We start from the raw sequence: 26,121 nt of genomic DNA, 5'->3' as shown, positions 1-26,121 counted from the left end.
CTCGCAATTGAACCTTTACACTTCACGTTATGAATTGTCAGGTCACTTGTGAACGATGATATATTGCCTTATCGCCCCACAAGCGCCCACACGCATTGCTTGATCGTCTTTTTAATAAGCTCACAGAGCGCCAGGCTTCTGTGTTTTTTTCGGTTTTGAGTTAAGCTTTTTGGCTTAGCCCCTGAACCGTGGGATGCGAATTATACGCATCTTTTCGAGGTTGGCAACTCTTTTTTCAGTTAATCTTGAAAGGCTTAAAAGCTTTCAAAACCATCTGAGGTGGCTGCCACCTCACCCTGTTAAGGGCCGCGAATTCTACGCGTTTTCTTAAGTTTGGCAAGCGTTTTTTTCAATCTTTTTCAAAGACTTAAATCTCTGAAAACATCTTCTTGAAATGCGTCGCTGCCCCCTCAAGAGCCGCGCATTATACAGAGGGCCTTTGGCAACACAAGCAATATTTCAAACTTTTTAAAAAAATATTTCTACGCTGAAATATTTCTCAAAACTGGTGAAATATTGATCAAGGATGGCCTTCACCCCCACTGAAACAAATGGCTCTTTTTCTTACCGAGCTTAACCAGGAAGTAACGCCCATGAAGCCCTTGGCCAGAGCGAAATAGATCTGCTCCATTCATATTCTGATCCACCCCAATTGCGATGCCGTTAATCGCCACTGCCGACCTTGATAGAGCATCTTTAACTTCTTTGCCGCTCTTAACCATCCCACACTCACTAAACAGACTCGTCAATGGCAAGCCAACCATTTCCGAACTGAGTTCAGTACAAGGCAATCCATCCAAGGCCAACTGAGTCAAGTCTTCTGAGGTTAACTCGTTCAGATCACCATTGAAGAGGGCATCAGTAATGCGCAGTGCAGCAGCCAAGCCTTCTTCACCATGCACCATTTTCGTCATCTCTCGAGCGAGAACACCTTGCGCCTTCGGTCGACCTGTAGCCTGCCTATCCTCCGATTCAATTTCTTCAATAGTGTCTAGCGTCAAAAAGGTAAAGTAACGGAGGAACTTATACACATCTGCGTCAGCAACATTTAGCCAGAACTGATAGAACATGTAAGGCGATGTTTTCGTGGGATCCAGCCAAACGGCACCGGACTCAGTTTTACCAAACTTGGTTCCATCAGCTTTTGTAACCAATGGCACTGTCAAGCCATATGCCTGGACTTGGTTCTGGCGTCGACACAAATCGATACCGCCAACAATATTGCCCCACTGATCACTACCCCCCACTTGTAAGGTGCAGCCGTAGAGTCGATTCAACTCTGCGAAATCCATGGCTTGCAGCAATGAATAAGAAAACTCAGTAAAAGAGATTCCCGCCCCTTCTCTATTGAGGCGCTGCTGCACAGACTCTTTATTTATCATGTTATTGACAGAGAAATGTTTTCCAACATCCCTGAGGAAATCCAGAACATTCAAGCTCCCAGTCCAGTCATAATTATTGACGACCTGCGCGGGGTTCTCTGACGCTTCAAAATCAATAAAACGGCTAACTTGCGCTCGAATTTTGTCACTCCAGCCAGCGACCACATCAGGGGTATTCAACTGCCTTTCTGCGGCTTTAAAGCTGGGATCACCTATCAATCCAGTCGCCCCACCAACAAGAGCAATTGGGTGGTGCCCCGCTCGCTGAAAACGGGCAAGGATGAGAAGAGGAACCAAATGACCGATGTGAAGACTGTCTGCAGTTGGATCAAAGCCACTGTACAGAGTCCTGGGAGCCTCGTTGAGATAGCTTTCCAATCCGTCCTCTGCCGTAGACTGCGCAATTAAATCACGCTTTTTCAGATCTGCTAGAAGCTGTAAATCAGTGCTCGACATATAGAGGCGCCCCATCGACTAAACTAAATAAGAACAAAAACAAATGGCCTCTTGACCATTTGGAAAGGGCGAAAGATACCGGTTTCGCCAATGATGACAAGTCGCCAAAAGTAAAGAGGCCCGGCAAATTGCGGTTTCCCATGTTTTTGAGACTATTATTTGTTATAAGATAACGCGTTAATCCACTTTTTTATAAAGTCACTTTACCTGTTTTATGGAACCCACTGAATTTTCAAGCAACAGGCGTAGACAGAAAAGGAAGTCCGGGTTCCCCAAGCGCCATATTCTAACCGCTGGCCTATTGGGAATGGGACTGGTCTGCGCAGCTTTTCTGCCTCCATCTAAAAACGTCGAGGCGAAGCGACACTCGCAACCTATTGACCTTTCAATTCATACCAATGTTAAAGAACTGATGGTCGAATCTTTTGCTCCGGTTGCCCAAACCCAGTTACCAACCATCGACTGGCATAAAGAAAAGGTTAGGCCCGGCGACAATCTATCACTAATCTTCCACCGCGCAGGCCTCTCGGACCGAGACCTTTATGTCTTTATGAAGTCCAATGAAGCGACTGACCACCTGAAGAAAATTCATCCGGGTCACGAGCTGGAATTCAACATAGAAGAAGGCCGTTTGCTCAGTCTGAGATATCGCAAAACACAACTCGAAAGCGAGCTATACAGTCGAACCAAAGGCGATTCGTTTGATCATAAGATAGAACTAATTCAGCCTGATGTTCACCTCGCCTATCGCGAGGCTACCATTACTGACTCCCTGTTTCTTGCCGGTCAAAAAGCCCATATGGACGTTGATCTGATCATGGAGCTCGCCAGTGTGTTTGGCTGGGATATCGATTTCGCACTCGATATTCGCTCGGGCGATCAATTCAGAGTCCTGTTTGAGGAACGCTTTCTCGACGGACAAAAAGTCGGCAATGGCAATATTCTGGCAGCAGAATTCATCAACCAAGGGAACCACTTTCGTGCCGTGCGCTACCAAAACCCAGAAGGCGTAGCTCATTACTACAACCCCGAAGGTAAGAGCATGCGAAAAGCATTTCTGAGGGCTCCTTTGGATTTTCGACGCATCAGTTCTAATTTTAATCCTCGCCGACTCCATCCCATCATGAAAACGGTCCGCCCCCACCGAGGCACCGATTACGCGGCATCACGAGGAACGCCCGTCTGGGCCTCTGGAGATGGGCGTGTATTGCAATCCGGTTATTCCAAACCGAATGGCAATTACATCGTTCTCCAGCACGGCAATAATATTCAAACGAAATATCTCCATCTGGATAAACGCCTCGTTAAGAAAGGCCAAAGAGTTAGGCAAAAGCAAAAAATTGGAACTGTCGGGACAACAGGCTACTCAACTGCGCCGCATTTACACTATGAATTCCTTCTAGATGGCGTACATCGCAACCCCCGCACAATTCTTGAGAAACTCCCCAAAGCTGCTTCCGTCCCTCAAAACGAGCTGGCTGAATTTACCGCACAAACACAGCCGTTGCTGGCAAACTTGGAAAAACATCATCAAGAAGTGATGCTCGCACGCGTTGACGACGCGCAATAAGGAGCTGTATGCAAAGATATATTGGCTTGATGTCAGGTACGAGCTGCGACGGCGTGGAGGCCGTGTTACTCGAAGATGATGGTCTCAACCTGCGCTTGAATGGTCACTCATCCCTCCCCTACAGCGAATCGATACGCCAAGCAATTTTAGATCTGTGCCAAGAAGGTGGTAACGAAATCGATCGAATGGGGCAACTGGACCGTGAGTTGGGAGAAATCTTTGCACAAGCAGCCATACTTTTACTCGACACCAGCAAACTTTCAGCCACAGATATCGAAGCTATCGGAAGTCACGGCCAGACCATCCGCCATCGCCCTCCCGGCGGCGAGCTAGCACCATTCACATTGCAAATTGCCGACCCAAACGTCATTGCTGCCCGCACAGAAATTACCACTGTCGCAGATTTTCGCCGGCGTGATATGGCCCTTGGCGGCGAAGGGGCGCCTCTGGTTCCGGCCTTTCACAATGCTGTTTTTCGCTCCCCGGCAACACCTCGGGCCATCGTCAATATTGGCGGTATCGCCAACATTACTGATTTAAGTTCAGAAAACCGAGCGCCAGGGTTTGATACCGGTCCAGGGAATGTCTTAATGGACGCATGGATAGGTAAAAATAAGAATTTGCCCTACGATCATAACGGTGATTGGGCGCGCAGCGGCAGCGCTTCTCCCGAATTATTGCAGCAACTCAAAGAACATAGATATTTTTCTGCGCCGCCACCTAAAAGTACCGGGAGAGAGATGTTCAATTTAGAATGGCTAGAAACCATTCTAAAGGACAACGGGCACTTACGAGCCGAAGATATCCAAGCGACACTATGTGAATTTACGGCCATCACAATTGCCGAAGCCATCGCTCCGCACGCCCCCCACTGTAATGAAATCTACATATGTGGCGGTGGCGCAGAAAATGGCTTTTTAATGGAAAGATTGAGCAAAAGTTGCTCAGCGCCCGTCGCAAGTACAACTCAATTGGGCATACACCCTCAGCAAGTTGAAGCCGCCGCTTTTGCTTGGCTTGCAAAACAAACACTCGAGGGACTGGCAGGGAACGAGCCCAGCGCTACCGGCGCCGTAGACTATACCGTTTTAGGAGGTATATATCCGTCAAACCGCAAAGGACGAGCCACAGCCACACGTGGATGATGCATTCGGGTTTTGTACAAGGAATCGCGACCCCTGCAGACTTTCTTCATAATCTACAGTCGACCCGGCGAGATAGGGAAAACTGATCGAATCCACCAACAACGTGATTCCGCCCTCGTCGATGACGGCGTCATCATCGGCAGCAATTTCGTCAAAAGTGAACCCATACTGGAAACCTGAACAGCCTCCTCCAGTGACAAACACTCGTAGTTTCAGATCGGGGTTTTCCTCTTCTTCAACCAATTCACGTACTTTCGCCACTGCGCTGCCGGTAACATTCAGCGTTTGTGGGGTAAATATCTCTGGCGTACTCATGGCATTATCCAATTACAAACAGCAATGGCGCTGATATTGGGCCATTACCGGTGGAAACAAAGCGGTTAGCAAGTGAAGATGTTACTGGTTTCAGCGCCGTCAATGCAACGATGGGCCCTGCGAATCAACGTTTGTTCTGCCAAAAGGCAAAACGGTTAGCTTTTTGCCAACTTATTCGCTTCGCTAGACTCAGCAGCTGAAAGATCTGTCAGAACTTCCAGAGATGCCATTTCCGCTTCAGGCCCCGCAAACACCATACTCCCCTCTATTTGGGCGCCTTTAACAATTTCAATCAATCGATAATAGATATTTCCCTGAACCACGGCTTTGGCGGCAAGCTCCAAATGCTCCGTAGAGGTGATTTCACCCTTTACCAATCCGTTAATGATCACGGCTGGCGCTCGGATCTGCCCCTCAACCACGCCTTTATCCATGACTCTAACGCGGGCATCTGCCCCCTGAACTGATATCACACTGCCGGTAACCCGCCCCTCAATTTCCAGATTGCCGCTAAAGACAATATCACCGGTAATTTCGGTAGCTGCTGAGATCAGCGTTGTTCCACCGGGAGATAATGACATCTTCTTTCCTCGCGTCAGGCCCATTCTCTACCTCTCTGTTATCGCCCAAGCCAGTGTTTTCTTGATCTCAGCGGGGGTTTTTCCCTGAGTATGTACCGCCATATCAATACGCTCCGGCTCAAATCCTTCGGGTAACTCCATGGAACCAGAAATATTTTGGAAGTACTTAAACCGCAATTTGATATCTCGCTTCGCATTATCGGCGGAAATCGAATCCAGGGGTAAACGCAATAGTTTTCCATCCTGCCTGCCAACAATATCCACATTGAGCCAGCCACTGACCAACTCATGTCGCGTAGCAAATTGCTGTACCGTTAATTTATAGTCGAAACGACCTGGCTTTTCCGTCTGAGCCAACGAAAATGCTCCAAACGCCACCCCTTTTTGTTGACCTGAGGGCGACATGAGCCCGCGATAAAACGTGATATCCTCATCGAGAGTAGCGATTGTCGATTTAAGCTGTATCACCTGCTGCCGTAATTCTTCCGTCGCCTCCCGATCAATCTTTGCCCCCAGCGTTAGATTTGCCACTTGCTGCCGCAATTCGGCATTTTCGTAGCGTGTCGATTCAAGCTGACGCTGAAGATCAAAAGGTTCGCCGGTGATGGGTGAAGGAGAGAAGCCTGGCGCACGTATTCCAGCCTGAAAAGATACCCAGCCCGTCAGAATAATTAGCGTGCAAAGCCCCATTGCAATGGCAACATAGAGCCAGGGGCGCCAGGGCACGACCAGCATTCGATGCTGGCTACTGCCTTTTACTGTCATTGAATAATCCAAAACCTCCGCCGGGACCTCCGGCTGAAGCGCCTCCTCAGGGAAGCAATGCCGGCTGCTGCAGCCCCTGGCTTTCATTAAAACCAAACATGATGTTCATATTTTGTACGGCCTGACCTGCAGCGCCTTTGGTCAGATTATCGATGACTGACAACACAACCAGGGTATCTCTCCCCTGGGGTTGAAAAATCGATACTCGACAATAGTTGCTGCCCTTCACCGACCGGGTCTGAGGAAGGCTGCCCGGAGGCATCACGTCGACAAAAGGCTCTTGCCGATAGCGCTCTTCATACAGAGACTGCAAATCTCCCTGATCTACTTTAAGCCTAGCATAGAGCGTCGCGTGAATGCCCCGAATCATTGGCAGGAGATGAGGTACGAAGGTCAATTTAATTGAATCACTTGAATTGGCGCTCATATCCCCCAATCCCTGTTCAATCTCGGGTAGATGGCGATGCCCGGAAACGCCGTACGCCTTAAAGCTATCACTGACCTCCGTCAGCAGATTATCGACTTTTGCCTGGCGACCAGCACCACTCACGCCTGATGCGGCATTGGCGATCAGCGACTTGGCATCGACCAAGCCTTGCTCTATGAGAGGCATGAAGCCAAGTTGCACAGCCGTAGGGTAGCAACCGGGACACGCCACAAGTCGTGCGCCGGCAATTTTGTCGCGGTTAATTTCCGGCAAACCGTAAACGGCCTCGCTCAATAATTCTGGCGCGCCATGACTCATGCCGTACCACTGGCTCCACAACTCTGCGTCACGTATACGGAAATCTGCCGACAGATCGATTACCCGCGTCCCGCGTGAAAGCAGATCTGCCGCCGTCGACTGAGCAACACCATGAGGGGTTGCGAAAAACACGACATCGCAAGCCGCCAACTCAGCGGGATCTGGCGAAGAAAATTTGAGATCGGTAAAACCTCGCAGGCTGGGAAAGAGATCCTCAACACGCACACCATCCTCCGCCCGAGAGGTAATGGCTCGCAAATTGACCTCCGGATGATTAACCAGCAAGCGCAATAATTCGACGCCGGTATAACCAGTTCCACCCACAATGCCCACATTGATCACTATTTGTACTCCCATTTCGTTTTTGCCGACGCAGAAAGCCCATCTCGTGCGCCCGACGTAATTGCTCCGACGACCATTTAACGCCAAAATGTCATCACCTGACAGGGGACAACACAGTCAGGCCTGAGTTGATGGCTTACGGAATGACAGATTTTATAATATGACACAGGCGAGTGGCGAATCGCCCTTACGGCAGAAAATAAATCACCGGACGCAGCTATTACTGGATCGCCTTCGCCATCGCGTCGCCCATCTGGATGCCCTTCCTCAGCTCACCATTCTGGGACTGCTCTGCGGCATGATGGCGGCAGGCATAATCGTCGCTTTTCGCTATGCCATTGACGAACCACTTCTGGCGCTGTTTGGTAGCAACAGCGATGATTTCGAGTCGCTACCTCGCTATTGGCACTTCTTGCTGCCATTCTGCGGCGCATTGATACTCGGTACGCTTCTGCATTACACCCCTGCTCGCTATCGCCAAGTCAGTGTCTCCCACGTTCTCGAGCGACTCAATAACCACCAGGGCAGACTGCCCCTCGCGAACAGCCTCGTGCAATTCTTTGGCGCCATTATCGCACTCCTTTCCGGACAGTCGATGGGGCGAGAAGGCCCTGCCGTCCATATGGGAGCCGCGGCCGCCAGCCAGCTCGGACAACTGTTAAAGCTGCCGAACAATTGTCTTCGCACGCTGATCGGTTGCGGTGTCGCCTCTGCGATCGCAGCCTCATTTAATACCCCCATGGCCGGTGTCATTTTTTCCATGGAAGTTATTTTGATGGAATACACCATCGCCGGTTTTATCCCTGTAATTATGGCGTCAGTCACAGGTGCGACCATTTGCCAGCTCATCTTCGGAACCGACCCAGCCTTCTCTGTGCAACCACCACAGATGAATTCTGTTTGGGAACTGCCACTAATCGCGTTAACCGGCTTGGTTACCGCAATTTTTGCCGCCTTGTTTATTCGCATACAGCTTGGCATGAACAAACATCGAGAGCGCCCGATTTTTCTCCGCATTCTCATCGCAGGAACGCTCACGGGACTCATAGCCCTAGCCTACCCACAGATATTGGGAATTGGCTATGACACGCTCGACGCGGCCATGCACGGAGAAATTGCACTAACGCTTCTCATAGGCATTTTAATCGGGAAGTTGATTGCCACAGCCGTCAGCGGCGGCCTCGGTATTCCGGGTGGAATCATCGGTCCAATTTTGTTTATCGGTGCGGCTCTTGGGGGTTGTATTGGCTTACTTGTGCAAAACCTCGCCCCAGGCGGGGGTAATCCAAGCTTTTATGTACTTATGGGAATGTCGGCCATGATGGCCGCCGTCATCAACGCACCTCTCACCGCCCTGATAACCGTTTTTGAACTTACCCACAATCCCCACAGCATTTTCCCAACGATGCTTATTGTGGTCGTGGCCGTAATTACCACCCGACAATTATTTCGATGCGACGGGATATTTCTCGCACAACTGGAGGCGAATGGATTCAGCCTGAAACGAGGACCGATACGTCGCGCCTTGGACCGAGTCGGCGTCCGCAGCGTGATGGAAACCAATTTTCTGCGCACGCCCAACAAGCAGTCTGTACGTCAACTGACCGCCAAGCTACTCCAGAAACCGAAATGGCTGGTGATCGACGAGCCTGACCGGGATAAATTTCTGCTGTCAGCCGCCGATGTCTCTGCATTTCTGGACTCAGACGAAGCCAAAACGGAAGAGGATATCGAACTATTATCTATTCCCGGCCGCCGCTTTCGGCTGGAACCCATTCAGCAACAGGCGAGCCTCTATGAAGCTCAGCAAATGCTGCAACAGAACAAAGCCGACGCGCTCTACGTAGAACGCAAGGTTTCCGATTTGTTGTCACCGGTGATCGGTATCATCACCAATAGCCAGATCGACAACTTCTATCAGATGTAATTTCGACACAATCAAGGGCATTAACCATGGCTGCAGCGCTGCTCCCCTACTTCCTCTGGCTAAAAGCCTTCCACATTATTTTTGTTGTCTGTTGGTTTGCCGGAATATTCTATCTGCCGAGGCTTTTCGTTAACCACGCCATGGCTGAAAACGCTGCCGTGCAGGAGCGCTTGCTCATGATGGAAACCAAGCTTTACCGGTTCATCACGCCCTTTATGTGGCTCACACTGCTCTTTGGTATCTTGATGGCGATCAGCAACTGGGGTTTCTATGGAACTGCGGTATGGTTTCACATCAAAATAACGCTGGTCGTTATTCTGGTAGGCTATCACCACGGTTGCGGTCGACTACTGAAAAAATTTGCCTCGGGAGAAAATCAGCGCAGTCATCGCTTCTACCGAATTTTTAACGAAATTCCAGTGTTGATCCTGTTTGCCATTGTCATACTCGTAGTCGTTAAACCCGTATAAAAGTACGCAAACTTGCAGCTGTGATAGACTCATGAAAAACCAATAACGGTACAGGATGGATTCTCGATGACCGCATTAACCGCTCAGCCACCCGTTATTCTCTCATTTCTACACCACGATCCGTCAGGCAATACCGGGATCCAGGCTGATATCGAATGTGCTGCCAGCCTCGGCTGTCACAGCGCCAGCATCATAACGGCGTTATTTGCTACGGATACTGCCGATCAGGCAGATATCTACCCCGTTGATCCCACACTGGTTATCCATCAGGCAAGGGCGATCCTCGAAGACATGCCAGTCAAGGCAATAAAGGTGGGCTTCGCGGGGAGCATCGAAAACGTCGAAGCCATCCACTCAATTTTAAGGGATTATCCAAACATTCCCGTTGTTGTCGCACCGTTGACTCAGAGCGTTAATTCACAGCTGGACCATTCCAACGAAGTGGCTGCTGCGGTGGAAGAGCTACTTCTCCCCCATTCTTTGGTCACCTCTCTCGATTATGAAAATGCCTGTCAGATTGCTCAGCAAGCCGACAGCGTCAAAGCCAGAGCCAGAGAAATTCTGGATAAAGGCTGCGAATACCTCGTCCTTTCCGGTCTGCCAGAACGCGATTCCCACAATCAGCTGTACGGCCCGCAAGGTCTAATTAGGAATTTTTCCTGGAAGGAATCCCATTTCTTTTGCGACGGCTGTCACGCCACCTTTACAGCGGCATTAAGCTGTTACATTGGACATGCGCTCACTGTTGAAGAAGCCGTTGAACAAGGAATCAACTTCACCCGCCAGGCCATGAGCCATGCCAGACGACTGGGCATGGGACGAGCCACCCCAAATCGCTTTTTCTGGGCAGACAGGAATCGCTGAACCTCACCGATTCCGTCTTGGCCTTACCTCCAGCTATCGGCGTGAAGGTGATCAGCGGTTACAATGGCACTCGTCACAAGGCGCCTAAATTGCGCGCCCGTAATTCACACCCAATAAACCGGAAGCCATGACATGAGCCGCTCTCAGGATCTTTATTCTCTCGCACAACGACGCATACCCGGCGGTGTAAATTCACCGGTTCGTGCCTTCCGCGCGGTTGGAGGCACACCCGTCTTTATTGAAAAAGCGGAAGGCCCCTATCTGTACGATGCCGACGGTAAGCGTTATATCGATTATGTCTTGTCCTGGGGACCAATGATCCACGGCCACGCCCACCCTGAAATCGTTGAAGCCGTTGTAGCAAAAGCTCGTTCCGGATTGAGCTTCGGAGCGCCCACAGCCATTGAAACCACTTTGGCCGATACCTTATGCGAACTGGTGCCGGGCATGGACATGGTCCGTATGGTGAACTCGGGAACCGAGGCGACAATGAGCGCCATACGGCTCGCCCGCGGCCACACCGGGCGCGATAAAATCATCAAATTCGAAGGTTGCTACCACGGCCATTCGGACTCGCTGCTTGTAAAAGCTGGATCAGGCGCCCTGACGCTAGGAGTACCGAGTTCCCCCGGCGTACCCGCAGGCCTCGCCGAGCACACGATCACTCTGACCTATAACGATATCGCAGGCATTGAAGAGACATTCTCCAAACTCGGCGAGCAGATTGCGTGCGTCATCGTCGAGCCAGTAGCTGGGAATATGAACTGTATTCCCCCCGTCCCAGGCTTTCTCGAAGCCCTGCGCAGCCAATGCGATCAGCATGGCAGTCTGTTGATCTTTGATGAAGTCATGACAGGATTTCGTCTCGGTCTGGGCGGTGCACAAGGCTACTATGGCATTACCGCAGACTTAGTAACTCTGGGTAAAGTCATGGGCGGAGGAATGCCTGTTGGCGCCTTTGGCGGTCATAGAGACGTTATGTCGAGCATCGCGCCGCTAGGCCCCGTCTATCAGGCAGGCACCCTGTCGGGCAACCCTGTTGCAATGGCAGCCGGGTTAAAAACCCTTGAAATGTGTATGCAAGACGATTTCTACAAACCCGTGTTTAAGCATACAGATCGATTGATGAGCGGACTCAGAGAGCGAGCCGCGAAAGCAGGTATTCCATTCACAACCAATCACGTCGGCAGTATGTTCGGTGTCTTTTTTACCGATGCAGAGAAGGTGACCAATTATGGCCAAGTGATGTCTTGCGATACTGAGCGTTTCAACCGATTTTTCCACGGAATGTTAAATGCCGGGATCTATCTAGCGCCAGCGTCCTATGAGGCGGGATTCATGTCTGCTGCACATTCAGACGATGATATCGACATGACATTAGCAGCAGCGGAATCGGTTTTCGCAACCCTATAACATAAAAAATGCTTGAGCCCTTTCTGTTTTACGCCAGGGCTCAGGTATTCCTGGATTATTAGGCGGAAATACCCCAGCGACCGACCAACTTGCCGATCCGCTGCTTCATATCCGGAGCAATATCTATAATTTTACAGCCGGACCAGAATGAATCTGATTTGACCGCGTTTCTCGCCCAAAGACAATCCACCCCCAAGTAAAGAATGGACTCACCGTCAATGGGTTCTGGCAGCACCAGTCTAACCTGGTAGATGTGATCATCCTTCAGTGGCTTGGCGCCAACCACCAATATTCCTTCAGCATGAATATTAACGAGATAGCCGAGAGTCTCGCCTGTGCTCACATCTTCGACACTGACATCGTCGATCAAATAACTTCGTTCTAAGGCTCGTTTATCGACGACGGCCTCTGAGGGGGCTTCACTCATGACTTGTGCTCCTGTGGTATTCCCTCAGCCTGATTATTCAGATTCTGGAAAATATTTTCGAGAGCCCGTTCAAAAAACGGCTTAGAACTTCCGGCGATGACCTTGGCGCGCTTGTGAAGCATGTCGCGAGCAAGCTCCAGCCCCGCCATCATTGCCACCTTTTTACCCATCTGGTCGACCAACATGTAGTGGAGAGTCTTGGCGTTATACCAAGCAACCTTGAGGCGTTTCCCTCCTTCAAATTCGAACCAGGTCCCAAATTCGACCATTTTCAGGTGCTCAACCATCTCCAGCTCTTCAGGAGTCGGGCCGTCTTCGTCATCGGTAGATTTACCCGCTTTTTCATCGGCGATAGCCTCAAGCTTACTGCGCATCGGCTGAGAGGCGGGCTCGACAGCCATGCTTTGTATCGCCATTTTTTGCAGAGAAACGACGGCATCTAAAAGCTTTTTCCCCTTGGCCTGATCGTAGCCAATCGACTTGAAACCTGCCTCTAGGACAGTGATCAAATCTTCCTGCATCTCCAACTGACGGACCTTATCGTCCTCATCAGCCTTGGGCTCGATCGACCAAATAAGATCATCAACCGCTTCCAATCCGCGAATCCAACTCTCTGAATCTTCGCCATAACGCAACAGCGTAAAGGTCAGGTAATCCGACCAGGGCTGCAGCAGCAATAAGAGCGCAGCCGATGGCAATTCACGACTATCCGTGCGCGAACGCACCTCCTCATTGACGCGCATTTTGACTTCACGAAGCTTTTCTTCACCCTGGACCTTCTCCAGGGCACGCTTCTCCATCAACTCCTGGCGACGCCCGATGTTTTTGGTAAAACTGCTGAATTCCAGCAGCAGCTCCGCAAACAAGCGCACATCGGAATCAAACTCCTGCAACACTCGGGAAACGACATTCTTTATCTTTTCATAGATGTCGTATTGACTGCTCCCGTCATTCCCCACCCACTTCACACCGGCTTCTGCCAAATCGTTCAACAGCAAACGAGCCGGATGCTCTGCTTGATCAAAGAAATCCTTGTCTAGGAACGCAACTTTTAGGAATGATGTATGAAGGTAGCTTAAAAGCGCTTTGACAGAATCAGGGAGATTGTCGTCGGAAAGCATGTATTCAAACAGCATTCCCACCAGATCAATGGTATGCATATCCGATGAGCTAATGGCATCATCGGACCCAGTTTGCTGCCCCAGTTGTGCGATAAATTGAGCACGAGTATCTGCCACTGACAGGGTAGAGACCGTCCCCTGAGATGCCGCTTGTAACTGCGTCAGCGCGGTGGCGCCCATTTGTGCCTGCAACGATTGTAGGGCACCCACCAATTGCTGTGCCGAGACGACATTCGCAGGAGGTACTGGCTCATCACCGACCGCGCCTCCAGCAACCGCCTGAGTGTCCGTGGACAATTGCCCAAGACGATCCTGCAGAGTGCGAATGGAATCAACCAGGCGCCACTGGTATTGCGCTGGCGGCAATGTTGGATCGGGAGACTGCAAATAGCCGCTCCCTTCCTCTGGTGATGTCTGCCCTGCCAGTCGCGCTAGAAGTTCGGCGGGATTGCCTGCAACGTCGTTCCATTCATCCACCCGCGATTCCCGAACCTCAGCAACTGGCGGTCCATCATTGGTTGATGGGCGGTATTTCAGATTGCTGAGAATTCCCTGGGAGGCCAAGTAATCATTGACCTCACTGAGCGGCTCTGCCAACTGATTGACCAGTGTTTGCTCAAACGTTTTATACGCCAGAATCTTAATACTGGTGGTCAGATTGATTCGCGCCATGGATTTTCGCAGGGCTTCACAATATTGAATGGGCCCAACCGGATTGCCGCGATCATTGATCTTGCTACCGCCATTGAGAATCGCCAATCTCTGATTCAGCGCCCAAAGCGATTCTGCGTATTGGTTTTCCGCTCGGTGAGTAATCGAGGAGATCGCGATTGTTTCTTCCAGGTCTTCGTTATCCACCAACGAGAGAATATCCTCCTGGAATCGCTCTTCACCGGTATGCGTTGCCAGCTCCCCGCGCTTAAAGCGAATAAACCCCTCCCCGAAAAAACCGAGAAAATAGTGCTCAATTTCTCCGCGTGCCTGTTTTAGCGTCCGGCTTTGTTCACTGAGAACCGTTCTCTCTTGATTGGTTTTCGCCGCATCTACGGCCTGCAGAACCTGCTCTTCCAAGCTCATATAGAAATCTTTAAACCGCCGTCCAGCGTGCTCAAGAGCATACCCCTGACAGGCCTTGAGGCGCTCGACAACCAACTGGTCATTGAGTTCGGAGGGCGTTTCTTGATGTTCGAAACGGCGGTTATCGATACCTGCGTTGCTCATACTGGTTTCAATCCTAAAAAAACCGTGTGTGCTTTCGGCGCGGGGATATGGGAGCCGCCTGCAGAACCACTCACCAGATCGCGACCTTGAAAATCTCAGGAGGCCTATCGATCAACAGAGTTTTCGATACACCATCCCGCTGTCAAAAAAATTTCAACAGTCCATAGATCAGTTTAGTCAAGAATCCGCGTGAACGAGGTCTACTCACCGCAAAATGGTAGGATTTGAGCCAGAACAGCCCAGGGAAGGCAGTAACGGGGAGTTACCACCGATAGAGAACGTTATTGTGCGGACGTCGCATCGAGCTCGGACAACAACGCCTTCACCTCGCGGCAATCGCGACCGCAGAATCGCTGAGCCTGCATGGCAAAGTTGCGAGCCTGCTCGGTTTGGCCCAGGGCCAAATAGCTGTGGGCCAGGGCCGTGTAAAAGTCTCCATTGCGCCGATCGATGCGCAATCCTCGCTCGGCAATTTCTATCGCTTGCGGCCAATCCTCTCCCGCCATTGCGGTCTCCACTTGAGTTTGCAGAAGAGCCACTGCTGACGGCGAGGCCGGCGCCGGGGCATCATCCTGAGGCTGTGACCCTGGCCAATCAGGCGTCTGAACTTCAGCGTCACGCTGAGGTGCTGGAGACTGAGGCTGATACGTTTGGCAGCCACCGAGCACTAAAACCACCAGCAGACAGACAATTCTGTAAGTGTGTCGAATCATAGTATTTTCTTAAACCAATGAATAACGGGATTCTGCAGGTGCACACAGCTCCCCTTGGATCTCGGCCGGCGTGTTTCTGTAAAGGGTACCAGCTGGGCGCCTTCACAATTCTCACCGCTGAGCAAACCCGTTTTAGGGTCGATCCACAAATATTTTAAATTCTCTGCCGCTTGTAACTGTATGGATTCCGTCGCCATTCGCGCGTACAAATCCGTCCAGACACGCAGGGCTCCCGAAGAACCAGTGAGTGGCGTTTTGCCATTGTCGTCTCTGCCAACCCACACGACCCCCAAATGGCGTCCATCATAACCCGCAAACCAGCTGTCACGCTGACCATTGGTTGTTCCGGTCTTTCCCGCCAACATCAATGAGCGAGGCAAGCGCTGGTAGGCGGCTCGCCCTGTCCCCTCTTGCATAACTGCTTGGAGTGCATATTGGATCAGGTGTACCGCCGAGGGTTCCAGAGTTTGTTGTAACTTTAACGGATAGCGTCGCTGAGGATTACCTTCCGCATCCAAAACGGAACGCACCGCCCGCAAGGGCATGTAAATGCCGTCGTTGGCCATTGTGTGGTACATCTCAGTGACATCCAGCGGCGACAGATTCAACGCCCCCAGGAATAACGCCGGCACCTGCGGAATAGCCGTATTCACCCCCAACTGCTGCAACGTCTGGGTAACGGCAGGAATACCAACTTCCATTCCAAGGCGGGCCGTTGCCTGATTGTATGAATGGGACAAAGCCTCCAACAAAGTGACCTCGCCGTGCGAACTGCGACGAAAGTTGTTGGGGCGCCACACTTGACCATTGGGCTCTTCAACAGCGATGGGCTCATCGCTCACGATAGACGCCAAATGGTGCCCGCCTTCCGCCGTAACGGCACTAAGATATACCGCGGGCTTGACCAGAGATCCGATGGGCCGACGAGCATCCAGCGCTCGATTGAAGCCCGCAAATTTTGCATCGCGATCACCGACGACCGCTTCTATCTCACCGCTGCCAACACTGGTGAGAACCAAGGCACTCTGCAGAGAATCCTGCGCCACCTTATAATCCGCTTCCAGCTGTTGGAGTTTTTCCGCGACCGCCTCTTCCGCCTTGCGTTGCGCGGAAAGCGAGAGCGTCGTATAGACCTGCAGACCTTCGACAGCAAGAACGTCGTCGCTGTAGTCCTTACGCAATTGACGTTTGACCAAATCGATAAACGCGGGATAGCTACCGAGTGTTCGCCGAGAAGGATCCACGACAGACAGTGGCTCAGCCTTGGCTTTCTCAGCGTCGGCAGGACTGATCAGCTTTTCGCGCGCCAGAACATCGAGTACGAGATCCCGTCGCTCTTTCGCTCGCTCGGGATGGCGCCAGGGATTATAAAAAGACGCACCTTTTACCAAGCCAACCAATAATGCGATTTCTGCCGTCGACAGACTTACCAGGGGCTTCTGGAAATAATGCCGTGATGCCAGTCCAAATCCATGAATCTGTCGAGGCCCACTCTGACCGAGATATACCTCATTGATGTAGGTTTCGAGAATTTCACCTTTGCTAAAATGGAGCTCTAGCAACAGCGACATCATTGCCTCAGTAGCTTTGCGGGTAAGGCTGCGACTCGGGTCGAGGAAAAAATTCTTAACGAGCTGCTGAGTAATCGTGCTCCCGCCCTGTACAACACGACCGGAACGCACATTGGAAACGGCCGCGCGCAGGATGGCTTTTGGCGATACACCATGATGGCTGGCGAAATTGCGATCCTCCACAGCAATCAATGCCTCGCCCAGCAGCGGCGGGATCTGTTCCAGCTTGACCAGCTCTCGATCCTCTTGGCGGCGGGGATAAATGCCACCAATCACTGCGGGCTCCAAAGTCACTATGGCTTCGGCCGGCTGATCGACGACACGGAAGTCCGCAACCCGATCATCCCTCAAGCGAAAAGTCACACGCTGCTGACTCCGGGTCACGCTTCCAATCTGTCGATCCCTCAGGAAAATCTCAACTCGATCCCCCTGCAAACTCCAGAGGCCAGGTCGAGTTACCTGTTCAACCGGGCGGTAATCCAGGGCTCCTAATTCCACTCTCAAATCATCCAGGCGCAGAGGCTTACCCGTGTAGAGCTCTAGTGGCTGGGCATAGACTCGGGCGGGAAGCTCCCATTTACGGCCGGCAAATTTCTGTCGTACCTCGATATCGAGACACACAGTCCAGACAAAAAAGATAACCAGAGCAAGGGCCATAAAGCCGAAAGCGAATCGCCAAAGTATTTTTCGACGTTGATTAACGGGTTTGGATTTTTTCTTGGGGGAACGACGGAATTTTGCCATGGGGGCGCAGTGTACTGACTCTTACTTAGGTTACAAGGCATAATATAGCGCTTATCCTGACCACCGCTGATCAGATCGGCCATACTTCGAAACAGCCTACGCGCTGTTTTGATTCTGACAGCTCAAATGGTCCACAAGATTACCGTGCGACAATTACCCAGTGCACGGTGCGCAATTCAAAGAATACGGAGCTCCAACTATGAGTGATTACCACATCTACGGCATCGGTGCCGCCCTCGTTGATACAGAAGTCGAAGTCAGCGACCAGGATCTCAGCACACTGTCGATTGATAAAGGCCTAATGACTCTGGTTGACTACGACCGACAAACCGAGCTGCTGAATCACTTCGCGGATCACCTGAAAGGCTCCGCCCGAGCCAGTGGTGGCTCGGCTGCCAACACCATTATCGCGGCTGGGTATTTTGGCGCCAAGACGTTTTACTCCTGCAAAGTTGCCAACGATGACGATGGTCTCTTTTATCTGAGCGACCTGGAAGCAGCCGGCGTCGACTATCACCGAGAACTCGAGCCTGTTTCAGGCATGACCGGCAAATGCCTGGTCATGATCACCCCAGACGCCGAACGCACCATGAACACTTACCTGGGTATCAGTGAAACTCTGTCGACCCATGAACTTCATGAAGGCGCAGCTGCTGGCAGCGACTATGTCTACTTGGAAGGCTATCTGGTGACATCACCAACGGGCCGCGCGGCAGCCATTCGCCTGCGGGAGATTGCCCAAGCTAACGGTCGCAAAGTTGCACTCAGCTTGTCCGACCCCGCCATGGTCGAGTTTTTCAACGACGGCTTAAAAGAAATGATTGGCGACGGCGTCGACCTGCTGTTTTGTAATGAAGCCGAAGCCAAGGGCTTCGTCGCTGCCGAATCGCTGGAAGCGGCGATCCCCGCGCTGCGTAAGTTCGCCAAGACACTGGCAATTACACGCGGTGCCGAGGGAGCCCTGTTGATTGACGGTGACACGCAAGTCAGCGTCGATGCCTTCGCGGTGGAGGCCATCGACACCAATGGCGCCGGAGATATGTTTGCCGGTGCCGTTCTTTTCGGTCTGAGCCAAGGGTGGTCACTAGAGCAAACTGGAAAACTCGCCAGCCGTGCGTCTGCGCAGGTCGTCAGTCAATTTGGTCCACGCCTGCGTCCCGAGCAGCATCAGCAGTTGCTCAGCGAAATCAGTGGAAACTAAGGGCTAGCGCCCTATTCCATCGCCGCCAATATCTTTGGTAGAGCGTCCATAGACGCAAAGCGGCTATAACCTAGGCCGTCGGCAAAGTCATTATTGGGGTCGTATAAAAATGCTGGGATACCGGCTGCCACTGCAGCTGAGACCCCCAGCATTGTATCTTCAATAACGACGCACTTATCTGGCGCTACCCCCATTGATTCCGCTGCATGCAGAAATAACTGCGGCTCGGGTTTCCACACGCCAATATCGTAGGCACTAAAAATATTCTCTCCAAAAAAAGAATCTATACCCGTGGTTTGCAAAGAGCGACGAATTTGATCTGGCGGCCCGTTTGAGCCGACACAGCGCGGCTGTCGAATCTGCCGCAACATCTCCGGCACGCCCGCGACAGGCTGAAGGCGATCGTCAAATAGGCTTCTGCAGAGCGATCGGTAGCTACTGATAAAATCCGCCGGCAGCGACAGGTCATACCGTGCCGCCAAGATTTCTACCACCAAATCGGTATGTACACCTTTGAACTCTTCTACCAACTCGGCGGCACTCATGCGAACGCCGAGCTCACCCAACATGATTTCAAGCCCGAGACACCCCAACAGCTCACTGTCGACCAAAGTGCCATCACAGTCGAAAATTACGCAATCAACCATCTTTACCACTTAACCCCGACTCAATAGCTCTCGTAGATCAATCAAAGCAGCATTCGCACGCGAGATATAGGATGCCATTACCAACGAGTGATTGGCGAAAAAGCCAAACCCTGAGCCGTTCAGAACCATAGGGCTCCACAACGCTTGCTGCGTCTGCTCTAACTCGCGAATGATCTGCTGCAGACTGATCAGGGCGTTTTTGTTTTCCAGAACTCGAGCGAAATCAATTTCCACGGCTTTGAGAAAATGCAACAGCGCCCAGCAACTTCCCCGCGCCTGATAGAAAACATCATCGAGTTCAAGCCAGGGCGTCTTCACACTCATTTCACCAGGAGAAACAGTAGACTGCGTCGCTTGAGAATCGCCGGCGAGATCCGTATTTAAACGGCGCTGACCAACGCTGGCACTCAAGCGCTGCGACAAACTGCCAAGTCGGGTTTCCACCGTGGTTAGCCAATAGCGCAAATTGTCCGCCCGAGCGTAAAACTGCGCGTTATGAACATCGTCGTCCTTCAAACGCGTGATGTAATCGTCTAAAAACTTAATGCCTTGTCGGTATTCAGATTCCGTTGCGGGTAATGCCCAGCTTTTATTATCGAAATTGAAACGAGTTTCCGCCCTCGCGAGAGCAACATCTTCAGTCGATTGAGATTGCGAGCGACTGAATGCCTCTCGCATTGCCTTACTGAGATCGCGCATCTGAACCAACGCGCCATATTCCCAGTTGGGCATATTGTCGAGAAAAATGGATGGCGGCGTCACATCGTTCGATAAAAACCCACCTGGTTTGTCCAGTAAGGTCGTCGCGACATGGCGCAACGCTGAAGTTGTCGCGACACCGGCTTTTGCCCAGGCGGCATCATCTTCCGTTGTACGCAAATCAGCAATTGCGAAGGTATCCGGCTCTCGCGACCAATACCATCCGATTATTAGGTTCAGCACCAGTAACACGGCGACCGCAATCAGCGCAACGCGCCCCAGCTGACCATCAAACCTATCCCGTAAAACGTCCAGTTTGTCTCCAAACACAATTCTTTCCTATGACAACTTTAACTATGGCATTGACTGAAAGCGCAATGCCTCAGGATCAACATCGATCCAAACGCACTGTAACAGCCAATAATTACTTTGAGCTTAAGGGGTAATTTCGGAGGCGACAACGGCTATCTCCTGACCGTCATCCAATTGCAGCTTTATACGCACGGTTCCACTGTGGCGACCATCGGGACACGCCATATTGAACATCATAATATGGTATCCATGACTTTCCAGCGTCACCGTTTGCTGTGACGGCAGACGAATCGCCTTGACCCTGCGCATGCGCATCATCCCCCCGGAATGCTCATGGCCATGCAACTCCGCACGCTCAGCACAGTCAACCTCAACGCCTACCAACCTGCGATCAATACTGCCGGAATTAGAAAGCTCGAGATAACCGACTCCAGCAGTCTGTCCTGGCAGCGGCCAACGCACTCTCGCGCTATCTGCCGAGACATCAGACTCCCCCCAAGCTAAGGATGCCAACCCGCACACCGCAAGCACTCCCCATCTCGCCATACAGATCATAGCCCCTCTCCCTGGTCACTGCCCTGTGGCACCTGCAGGATCACCCCGCAATGATGTGAAAAACGTTAACTGATGGACACCTTACTGCCAAAGCGGTAGAGGCCTAGCCAGAAAGTAGCCCTGCCCACCCGCGACCCCAAGCTCTTGAGACGCTTCCCATTGAGCCAGATTCTCAACGCCTTCAACCCATACGGAAGCACCACAGCTGGACGCGATCTGTAGAATCGCTGTGACGTAACAGCGATCCGCAGCGCTACTGTGCAGATGCTGAACAAACCGACGGTGGACTTTAACCAGCGCCAGTTGCAAATACTGAAGGTTGTCCAAATACGTCGCATTTAACCCGAAATTCTCTAGGGACAGACGGACCCGGCAATCACTCAGCCTCTGCTGTAAATCCATAAGCACTTCCCGCTCAGCACGCAGGATACGTTCAGGAAGCTCGAGAATCAGCCGCTTTGCCAACCAGCGATGCTCTTTGAGAAAGACGACCATCCATTCAATAAACTCTTCATCACGTAGGCTTTGGGGTGACAAATTGATGATCAAATCATCTTCAGGCAGACGCCGGCCATGGTGAGCGAGCAACCCCAACATGTGTCGATCCAAGCGGGCCGCGAGGCCCAAATGCTCAGCCATCGCCAAGACGCTGGCACCCGTGAAGACCTGGCGCTCATGAGGCAGGCGCACCAATACCTCTGTCGCCAATTGCGTGACACCGTCATCGGCGAATATCGCCTGCCCATAGGGCTCCAGCTCAGAATCCGCCAATGCCTGATCCAGCAGTCGTTTCCACTCGGTCGCCCCGAATGGCGCCTCCGGCAGATGCTCCTCCCAGTAAACGCCACCGGCGCCAAGTCTCATCGCCTCCCGCAAGACCAGATCTGTACGTTCCAGCAGCTGTTTTTTACTGCCCAATTCCGGTTCAAAGCAGGCGCCCACAAAAACCTTTAAATGCTCGGCCTGTCCGTTGACTCGAAAGCCATCAATGCGTGTCCACAACTGCACCAACAGTCTTTCGGCTGATTCTCGATCCGTTGCCGGTAAGAAGATGGCAAATTCAGAGCCGCTACGCCGACTGATCAACCCTCGCTCAGCTAAGTTTACTTCCGCACCAATTTGTTCAGCGACTCTTTGCAGCAATGAATCACCGACCGAACGTCCATACTGCCGATTCAACTCTGCCAAACCTTCTATGACCAACAAGGCCATCACACCCGGCGCACCGACAACATCACTATCCAGCAAAGACTGTAAATTGCGATCAAACTCCCGTCGGTCTAACAGGCCCGTAAGAGGATCCAAATGCGCCTCTTTACGCATTTTATCCAGCAGTCGTAACTGCTGGGCGAGGGCACGCTGGACTCGCTCCGCCAGGATATTCATAGCGCGCACAGGCCCTTGTAGCTCTGGTGTAGAGGGTAGAGAGTTCTGAGAATAATTCCCTTCGCAGATGGCTTCAGCTTGCGCCTGCACCTCACGTACCGGTCGCAACAACCAGTGTAAAGCCAGCGCTAATAAGGCATATGCCACAACGCCTGCCGCCACACTCCACCAGAGCTGACTCCAAAGCAATCGCCATAAATCCAGATACGCCAATCCAGGGTGAGAGACCACATTAATCTCTGCCAGACGCTCCCACCCAGAGAGGACTTCAGCCTTTCCGGTTGGCGAGGGAATGTCGATGACCCGAGCAAACCACTCAGGAACAAACTTGCTGTCTTGCGGGGCCTCTAAACGTATTTCTTCTTCCGTACGCAAATCCCGAAAGGTGATTCGCTGATAAAAGCCTCGGTCGAAGATCACGTTCAAAAAGGTACGAATCTGAGCTCGGTCCTGAATTTCCACCGCGTGGGTGATCGTCAGGCCAAGTGATGTTGCCGTGTCCTGCGCCTGCAGCTCGAGCTGCTGATGAAGATTGTCGCGGGCGCCGTGCAACCACAATATCAGGTTGCCACAGAGCAGGATGAGAATGAGACCGGCAATGGCGAGGAGAAGCTGTCGGTATAGGCTCACAATGAGGTTCTTTTGTCAGGTCTGAGTTATTGTTCTTCAAGACATCTGAATCGCGCGGTGCCGAATGATACACCACCCGCTATACACTGTGAGGACTTTTCCCGCGGGATCTGCCTCAGCTTTACAATGGCGGCTGAACCTGAATTTCAGCAGGCGAGCCAATTTGGATGTCACCACGCAAGCGGTAGCCATCGGCCAATTCACGCAAACGCTGGTAAATCCAGCGCCCATCACGGTCGCTTTCAGCAACAATGACCAACGCTTCGTCGGTCTGTTTAACCCGCGCGGCTATGTCCCGCAGCAACGCATCCAACTGAGTATTACTTTTGTTGAACGTCTGACCGGCTAACGAATATGTGTCCCCCTCTGACACAACCGCTTTCGCCGGCTGCTTCGCGGCTGCCAGGTTTTCTCGAAACTCAGCAAGGAGCGGATTATCCGGACTTATTTGTGCTGCATTTTCATAGTAACGCTGGGCATTTTGCAAACGACTGTGGGCCAACTCGTCTGCAGCCAATTGCAAATAACGCACGACGATTGAATCCAATCCAGAGCGGGCCTGTTGGTTATCCGGATCCATACGCAGTACCGCCCGGTACTTATCGTAGGCGTTGTCCCACAGAGGATTCATTAAGCGATCGCGGGCGAGGGCCCGCTCCGCTTCTCGCAGAATTCGGTCAATACGCTCAGCGAACAGCTCCGCAGATGACCGCGCCGTAGAGCTGGCTACAGGCCGCTCGTTGCCCCGCGCCTCTGCGACTGGCGCAGGCTTAGCATTGGGATCTTTATCTGAACCACCGGGCAGCCAACTGCACCCCGCCAACATGCCACTGATTATTACAGCCCAAAGAAATCCATGAACGCGATTTTTGACCATGCAGTGCTTTAACCACCTTGCTACAATTGCCGAAACTCTGCCCTATAACCCGGGTCAAAGCAATGGTGTCCCGCTTCTACCTGCCGGCACCAGCTATTAATGAACGTTACGAACATGTTATTGAAACCCAACGCCACCGCTGGTCTCCTGGCTTTACTGCTGCTGGTCCTCGCTCCGATATCGGCATTCGCTCAGCTGAGTGATCCCGTACCTTTTCGCTGGACCAACAATCCGCCGACGCAATCCAGCAGCACGCCGATACCCTCCCTCGAAAGTACCGAGTTTTTGCCCGTTGAAGAAGCCTATCAACTGGTGCCAAACCTGACGACCGATGGCCAACTGCAACTTACCTGGGACATTGCGGATGGCTACTACCTGTATCAACGCCAGTTAAAAATCGTCGATCTTGAAGAGGACGCTAATCTCGAATTTGATGCGCCTCCCGGAGAAATGAAGTATGACGATTATTTCGAAGAGCATCTGCGTGTCTACTATCATTCACTGACACTGCAACCGGGAACCCGTTTCGACCCATCCGAGCGCTCCCATCGATTAGCCATCCATTCTCAGGGATGTGCCGATGCAGGCCTCTGCTACCCACCGCAGATTCAATATGTCGAGATTAATGAAAATGGCGCCCAATTACTCGACGCCTCCGGCACACCAGAAGCCACCAACAACAACCTTTTACCTGACAGTGTGCGCCCTGATAACGTCAAGCATTCCTTCGCTCCCGGCTATTGGGTAACCGCCATTATCGGAGCGCTTCTCGGTGGCTTGCTGTTAAATTTAATGCCCTGTGTATTCCCTGTCCTGTCTTTAAAGGTGCTAAGCCTCGCAAATGCGCACGAGCAGCCAAACCAGCGGCATTTACACGGCTGGTGTTACACCCTGGGCTCCATCAGCTTTTTCGTACTGCTCGCGACACTGATGCTGTGGCTGAGACACGCGGGCATGGCTGTCGGCTGGGGATTTCAACTGCAATCACCCGTCTTCATCGGCGCCTTGGTTTATCTCTTCTTTATCATGGGCGTGCTGATGTCGACCAGCACTGGTTTTGGCAGTCAACTGGCGGGAATTGGCCAGCGGCTGACCATCGGCCACGGACCCGCCAGCTCTTTTTGGACCGGCGCTCTGGCCTGCCTGGTTGCCAGCCCATGCACTGCGCCGTTTATGGGTGCAGCTGTCGGCTTCGCGGTTACCCGACCGGCGCCGGTCGCACTGTCAGTGTTTGCGGCATTAGGTCTGGGTATGGCCATACCGTTTCTACTACTCAGCTATTTTCCCAAGCTGCTGAATCGCCTGCCTAAGCCGGGCCCTTGGATGGTCACCTTCAAACAGTTGCTGGCCTTCCCCTTATATCTGACCGCACTCTGGCTCCTGTGGGTTATGGGCCGACAGTCGGGTAGTGATGCCATCATCTGGACGGCGCTTGGGCTTTTAGGTGTCGTGTTTGCCGGCTGGCTTTACCACAGGGCCGGGCATAAGCGTTTCCTGCGCTGGATTCCAACGTTGATGTTTCTCTTGGCGTTATTACCCCTGTGCAAAGTCACTGAGCCCCATCAGCGACAGGCTAAAATGAGCGGAGCCTGGGAACCCTACCACCCCCAGCGACTGGAGCAGTTGCTGCAAGAACGGACGCCCGTTTTTGTCAACCTGACTGCAGACTGGTGCCTGACATGTCTCAGCAATGAGAAGCTGGCCATCGAAACTGAGCGGGTGCAACAGGTTTTTCGAGATGCAGGTATTGTTCAACTCAAAGGGGATTGGACAAACTATGACCCTGCCATCACCGAGCTATTGTCGCAATTTGGCCGTAACGGTGTGCCCTTGTATCTTTTGTATTCCGGCGAGCCGGGCGTTCCCCCGCAAGTTTTGCCTCAGATACTCAACACCCATACAATTACCGGTGCGGTCGATAAAATGACAAACCATCGCCGAACAGCCATGGATACTCGGCAAAAGTCCGCTGAAGATGCTTAACGGTTACTTTTCTTCTTTTAAAAACCGTTTTTGCCAGAGAAACAGCGTAATTTCGCCAA

At 52.0% G+C, this 26,121-nt stretch carries 22 protein-coding genes; 8 read left to right on the top strand and 14 right to left on the bottom strand.

Annotated elements, in window-relative coordinates:
• Window positions 1-533: 533 nt before the first annotated feature.
• Window positions 534-1,838: a tyrosine--tRNA ligase gene (gene tyrS / locus ACXAFR_RS24990; protein WP_475182304.1), complete on the bottom strand. Its 1,305-nt coding sequence runs from the start codon at window positions 1,836-1,838 to the stop codon at window positions 534-536.
• 412 nt (window positions 1,839-2,250) lie between these two features.
• Between tyrS and ACXAFR_RS24985 the strand changes: the two genes are divergently transcribed.
• The gene (locus tag ACXAFR_RS24985) at window positions 2,251-3,408 is read left to right on the top strand and encodes a peptidoglycan DD-metalloendopeptidase family protein (RefSeq protein ID WP_475182302.1); all 1,158 of its coding nucleotides are present in this window, start codon (window positions 2,251-2,253) and stop codon (window positions 3,406-3,408) included.
• An 8-nt stretch (window positions 3,409-3,416) separates the two neighbouring features.
• Window positions 3,417-4,553, top strand: coding sequence for an anhydro-N-acetylmuramic acid kinase (locus ACXAFR_RS24980; protein ID WP_475182297.1), 1,137 nt, complete (start codon window positions 3,417-3,419; stop codon window positions 4,551-4,553).
• On the opposite strand, the gene erpA is transcribed toward ACXAFR_RS24980, so the two are convergent.
• The 4 genes from erpA to argC form a co-directional block, all read right to left on the bottom strand.
• Complete coding sequence (gene erpA, locus ACXAFR_RS24975) at window positions 4,515-4,868, bottom strand: iron-sulfur cluster insertion protein ErpA (RefSeq protein WP_475182294.1); 354 nt, start codon at window positions 4,866-4,868, stop codon at window positions 4,515-4,517. The two genes, ACXAFR_RS24980 and erpA, sit on opposite strands and share 39 nt — an antisense overlap.
• A 155-nt stretch (window positions 4,869-5,023) precedes the next feature.
• The gene (locus ACXAFR_RS24970) at window positions 5,024-5,449 is read right to left on the bottom strand and encodes a bactofilin family protein (protein ID WP_475182292.1); all 426 of its coding nucleotides are present in this window, start codon (window positions 5,447-5,449) and stop codon (window positions 5,024-5,026) included.
• Window positions 5,450-5,476: 27 nt separating this feature from the next.
• Complete coding sequence (locus tag ACXAFR_RS24965; protein ID WP_475182289.1) at window positions 5,477-6,214, bottom strand: DUF6776 family protein; 738 nt, start codon at window positions 6,212-6,214, stop codon at window positions 5,477-5,479.
• Window positions 6,215-6,260: 46 nt separating this feature from the next.
• Complete coding sequence (argC, locus tag ACXAFR_RS24960; RefSeq protein ID WP_475182286.1) at window positions 6,261-7,316, bottom strand: N-acetyl-gamma-glutamyl-phosphate reductase; 1,056 nt, start codon at window positions 7,314-7,316, stop codon at window positions 6,261-6,263.
• A 145-nt stretch (window positions 7,317-7,461) separates the two neighbouring features.
• Here argC and ACXAFR_RS24955 point away from each other — a divergent pair, with 145 nt between their 5' ends.
• The 4 genes from ACXAFR_RS24955 to hemL all read left to right on the top strand — a co-directional run bounded on the left by ACXAFR_RS24955 (window position 7,462) and on the right by hemL (window position 11,975).
• Window positions 7,462-9,228 (top strand): chloride channel protein, encoded by a 1,767-nt coding sequence (locus ACXAFR_RS24955; RefSeq protein ID WP_475182284.1) that lies wholly within the window; start codon window positions 7,462-7,464, stop codon window positions 9,226-9,228.
• 26 nt (window positions 9,229-9,254) lie between these two features.
• On the top strand, window positions 9,255-9,698 hold the full coding sequence (hemJ, locus tag ACXAFR_RS24950) for a protoporphyrinogen oxidase HemJ (RefSeq protein ID WP_475182281.1): 444 nt from the start codon (window positions 9,255-9,257) through the stop codon (window positions 9,696-9,698).
• A gap of 66 nt (window positions 9,699-9,764) precedes the next feature.
• Entirely contained in the window at window positions 9,765-10,562 is a 798-nt protein-coding gene (gene thiD / locus ACXAFR_RS24945; protein ID WP_475182278.1) for a bifunctional hydroxymethylpyrimidine kinase/phosphomethylpyrimidine kinase, read from the top strand.
• 132 nt (window positions 10,563-10,694) lie between these two features.
• Window positions 10,695-11,975, top strand: a complete 1,281-nt coding sequence (gene hemL / locus ACXAFR_RS24940; protein WP_475182277.1) for a glutamate-1-semialdehyde 2,1-aminomutase — start codon at window positions 10,695-10,697, stop codon at window positions 11,973-11,975.
• 58 nt (window positions 11,976-12,033) lie between these two features.
• On the opposite strand, the gene ACXAFR_RS24935 is transcribed toward hemL, so the two are convergent.
• The 4 genes from ACXAFR_RS24935 to mrcB all read right to left on the bottom strand — a co-directional run bounded on the left by ACXAFR_RS24935 (window position 12,034) and on the right by mrcB (window position 17,772).
• Window positions 12,034-12,402 carry a PilZ domain-containing protein gene (locus ACXAFR_RS24935; protein ID WP_475182273.1) on the bottom strand — a complete coding sequence of 123 codons (369 nt, stop codon included), beginning with the start codon at window positions 12,400-12,402 and terminating at the stop codon, window positions 12,034-12,036.
• On the bottom strand, window positions 12,399-14,744 hold the full coding sequence (locus tag ACXAFR_RS24930) for a DUF1631 family protein (protein ID WP_475182269.1): 2,346 nt from the start codon (window positions 14,742-14,744) through the stop codon (window positions 12,399-12,401). Before ACXAFR_RS24930 ends, ACXAFR_RS24935 begins: the two co-directional genes overlap by 4 nt.
• A 281-nt stretch (window positions 14,745-15,025) precedes the next feature.
• On the bottom strand, window positions 15,026-15,457 hold the full coding sequence (locus ACXAFR_RS24925; RefSeq protein WP_475182266.1) for a tetratricopeptide repeat protein: 432 nt from the start codon (window positions 15,455-15,457) through the stop codon (window positions 15,026-15,028).
• Window positions 15,454-17,772 (bottom strand): penicillin-binding protein 1B, encoded by a 2,319-nt coding sequence (mrcB, locus tag ACXAFR_RS24920; RefSeq protein WP_475182265.1) that lies wholly within the window; start codon window positions 17,770-17,772, stop codon window positions 15,454-15,456. Before mrcB ends, ACXAFR_RS24925 begins: the two co-directional genes overlap by 4 nt.
• A 199-nt stretch (window positions 17,773-17,971) precedes the next feature.
• Between mrcB and ACXAFR_RS24915 the strand changes: the two genes are divergently transcribed.
• Window positions 17,972-18,973, top strand: coding sequence for an adenosine kinase (locus ACXAFR_RS24915; RefSeq protein ID WP_475182260.1), 1,002 nt, complete (start codon window positions 17,972-17,974; stop codon window positions 18,971-18,973).
• Window positions 18,974-18,984: 11 nt separating this feature from the next.
• Here ACXAFR_RS24915 and ACXAFR_RS24910 read toward each other — a convergent pair whose 3' ends face one another.
• From ACXAFR_RS24910 to ACXAFR_RS24890, 5 genes are all read right to left on the bottom strand, one after another.
• Window positions 18,985-19,620 (bottom strand): HAD-IA family hydrolase, encoded by a 636-nt coding sequence (locus tag ACXAFR_RS24910; protein ID WP_475182258.1) that lies wholly within the window; start codon window positions 19,618-19,620, stop codon window positions 18,985-18,987.
• 9 nt (window positions 19,621-19,629) lie between these two features.
• Complete coding sequence (locus ACXAFR_RS24905; protein ID WP_475182316.1) at window positions 19,630-20,634, bottom strand: DUF2333 family protein; 1,005 nt, start codon at window positions 20,632-20,634, stop codon at window positions 19,630-19,632.
• Between the two features lie 120 nt (window positions 20,635-20,754).
• Window positions 20,755-21,177, bottom strand: coding sequence for a copper chaperone PCu(A)C (locus ACXAFR_RS24900; RefSeq protein ID WP_475182256.1), 423 nt, complete (start codon window positions 21,175-21,177; stop codon window positions 20,755-20,757).
• 90 nt (window positions 21,178-21,267) lie between these two features.
• Entirely contained in the window at window positions 21,268-23,202 is a 1,935-nt protein-coding gene (locus tag ACXAFR_RS24895) for an EAL domain-containing protein (protein WP_475182253.1), read from the bottom strand.
• 121 nt (window positions 23,203-23,323) lie between these two features.
• Window positions 23,324-24,079: a tetratricopeptide repeat protein gene (locus tag ACXAFR_RS24890; RefSeq protein ID WP_475182251.1), complete on the bottom strand. Its 756-nt coding sequence runs from the start codon at window positions 24,077-24,079 to the stop codon at window positions 23,324-23,326.
• A 114-nt stretch (window positions 24,080-24,193) separates the two neighbouring features.
• Between ACXAFR_RS24890 and ACXAFR_RS24885 the strand changes: the two genes are divergently transcribed.
• The gene (locus ACXAFR_RS24885) at window positions 24,194-26,062 is read left to right on the top strand and encodes a protein-disulfide reductase DsbD family protein (protein WP_475182248.1); all 1,869 of its coding nucleotides are present in this window, start codon (window positions 24,194-24,196) and stop codon (window positions 26,060-26,062) included.
• Window positions 26,063-26,121: the final 59 nt, after the last annotated feature.

The organism is Pseudomaricurvus sp. ABR4_320 (assembly GCF_056159445.1).
This window is presented reverse-complemented; position numbering and strand designations above follow the sequence as displayed.